The organism is Micromonospora sp. 15K316 (assembly GCF_004348525.1).
GTDB lineage: Bacteria > Actinomycetota > Actinomycetes > Mycobacteriales > Micromonosporaceae > Micromonospora.
In genome coordinates, this window is the sequence record NZ_SMKG01000380.1 from 1 (window position 1) to 2,534 (window position 2,534).

The window sequence follows — 2,534 nt, forward strand, 5'->3', positions numbered from 1 at the left end:
GCCCGACGAAGGTCAGCAGCCCGGCGGTGCCGAGCGGGGCGAAACCGGCAAGCCCACCACCGAGATGCTCCGGGTCGTACCCCATCAGCCGGACGGTGCCGGCGTCCGCCCGGCCCAGGGCGCGCAGCAGCAGCGCGCCGACCACCGCGTCGCAGCCGTCCCGGTCGGCGCCGGAGAGTTCGACGTGTCCCGCGTCGAGCAGCGGCACCAGGGCCGGCACCGGCTCGGCGCCGGGGATGCCGAGGGCGCCGATCCGCAGCGCGCCGGGCGGCTCGCACCGCTCCGCGGGCGTGACACGCCACCGGGACCACTCCTCGGCGGCGGCGCCGGGCGCCTCCCAGCGGGCGGCCTCGGCGGCCCGCCGGGCCAGTTCGGTGATCCGGGCGGCGTGCCGCTCGTCGATCTCGGCGAGGCGGCGGTCCCGTTCCGCGCCGACCCGCTCCGGCACCTCGGCGGCGGCCCGGCGTACCCGGGCCAGCCGCTCCCGCCCGGCGGTCAGCTCGGTCTGCGCGGCGAAGAGCCGGGTGCGGGTCGCGCCGAGCGCGTCGGCGAGCGTGCCCCGGACCCGGCTGACCAGCTGCGCGCGCCGGTCAGCCATCGCTGCCCCGGCGCCGCGGCGCGTCGACCCACGGGCCCGGCCGCCCCGGACGGGTGCCCGGGCCCGCGGCTGATCGGTCCGGCAGGCCGCCCGAGCCCGCCCGGTTCGCGCCGGCGCCGGTCAGCTCACCCGGCACGGACCGACCCGGGGTGGAACGCCCGCCGCGGTCGGCGCCGACCCGGCCGGCGTCGCCCGCGCGCACAGCTGTGCCCGTCGCCGGCCGGCCCGCCGCGCCCGTCGCCGTGTCGGCGGGCAGGTCCCGGCCGAGGCGGGCGAGGAGCACGCCGGTCAGCACCCCGCCGGCCACCGCCGAGTCCGCGGCGTGCGGCGCCTCGCCGGAGCGGCGCGGCGGCGGCATGCGGCAGACCCGGGTCAGCAGGGTCTCCAGCACCGGCGGCGGAAGGCCGGGCAGCAGGTCCCGCACGCGACCGTCCAGGCTGCCGCGCAGCCGGTTCAGATCGTCGGAGCGGGGCGGGTGGCCGAGCAGTTCGGTGGCGAGCTCCCGCAGCAGCTGGGGGGCGAGCGCGGCCATGCCCAGCCCGACGTCGGCGTGCGCCCGGCGCAGCTCGGTGCGCAACCGGTCCCGGTCACCGGCGCGTACCCCGCGCACCACCCGGCGCAGCAGCTCGGCCGAGTCGGTGATCCGCTCGTCGGGTTCGTCCGCGCCCTCCGCGCCCCCGGTCAGCTCCGCCACCCGTACCGACCACCACCGCCGCAGCCGCACCTGCTCGGCCGGCTCGGGCGGCACCGCGACCGGAGCCGCGTCCCGCGGCGCGTCATGCCGGGGTCGCTCGGAATCGGCCGGCCGGGCCGGGGCCGCGCCGTCGGCGCCGAGCCCGATCGCGGCGAGGTACGCCGCGAGCTGCTCCTGCGCCAGCCGTAACGCGTACCCGGCCGTCTCGACGTGTTCGGTGGCGGCGGAGAGCTCCGGCACCCCCATCGGGTTGGCCGACTCCTGGCGTACCCAGCGCAGTCGCTCGCTGGCCAGCCCGAACTTCTCCAGCGCCTGGGTGACCAGGCCGAGCGGCAGCTCCTCGGCGGCGGCGCGGACCTGGGCGCCGACATCCTCGACGATCGACACGGCAGTCGCCTACAGGGCCGCGACGTAGAGCTGCGCCTGCTCGACGGCGACGAGGGTCGCCGCGAGGCACTCCTCCAGCTCCTGGCTGGCCTGGGTCAGCGACGCCTGCGCCGCCTCGACCGTCTCGTGCCCGCTGCCCTCCAACGCGCCGGCCAGGGTCTGCTGCGCCTCGGTGAGTTTCTCGCCGGCGGCCTGTACGGCGCTCTGGCCGTCGCCGATCTGCTGGAGTGCCACGTCGATGGCTGCCTTGAGCTCGGCGACGCTCGCCACGGGGGTTACCTCCTGGGGGCAGGGAGGCCTTCATTAGAGCCTATTCGTACGGCGGGGAGACATCCGCCCTGTCAGTGTTCCTGCCCCGGTGACCGCTTGTCACCCTGAAGCGCCGGGAGTCCGATTGGCGGGACTGGACGCATCTTGCGCCCGGATCGGCGGACCCGCCACCCGGCTCGCCGTGCCGTCGCGCAGCCAGCGCGGCCCGTACACCTCGGCGCCCTCCGCCACGACCCGTTCCCGCAGCTCACGGTCGGCCGTGACGACGACCCGCCGGCGCTGCGGGGCGGCCCGGACCAGGTCGACGATCGCGTCGTCGCCCGAGCCCCGGGCGCCGACCACTTCGACCCCCGGCACCGCCGGCACGTCCCGCGCGCGGCCCTCCACCACCAGCACCACCACCACCGGCGGCGGCAGCTGCGGCGGCAGCCCGGCCTCGCCCAGCCCGGCGAGCGAGTCACGTAACCGGGCGGTCGCGCCGGCCCGGTCCCGCCACCACCCGTCGGGGCGCGAGCCGACCACGTTCGCGGCGTCCACGATCAGCAGCGGCCGTACGTCCATGACCCCAGCCTGCCACTCCCGCCC

2 protein-coding genes and 2 pseudogenes are annotated in these 2,534 nt (G+C 78.3%); all 4 read right to left on the bottom strand.

Features of this window, described 5'->3' with window-relative positions:
- Window positions 1-598 (bottom strand): annotated as a pseudogene (locus E1211_RS31635) (cell division protein FtsK); the annotation flags it as partial.
- The gene (locus E1211_RS31640; protein ID WP_132353844.1) at window positions 591-1,679 is read right to left on the bottom strand and encodes a hypothetical protein; all 1,089 of its coding nucleotides are present in this window, start codon (window positions 1,677-1,679) and stop codon (window positions 591-593) included. The gene E1211_RS31640 and the pseudogene E1211_RS31635, both read right to left, overlap by 8 nt.
- A 9-nt stretch (window positions 1,680-1,688) precedes the next feature.
- Window positions 1,689-1,949, bottom strand: coding sequence for a hypothetical protein (locus E1211_RS31645; protein ID WP_132353846.1), 261 nt, complete (start codon window positions 1,947-1,949; stop codon window positions 1,689-1,691).
- A gap of 192 nt (window positions 1,950-2,141) precedes the next feature.
- Window positions 2,142-2,510: pseudogene (locus tag E1211_RS31650) on the bottom strand (hypothetical protein); the annotation flags it as partial.
- Between the last annotated feature and the right edge of the window lie 24 nt (window positions 2,511-2,534).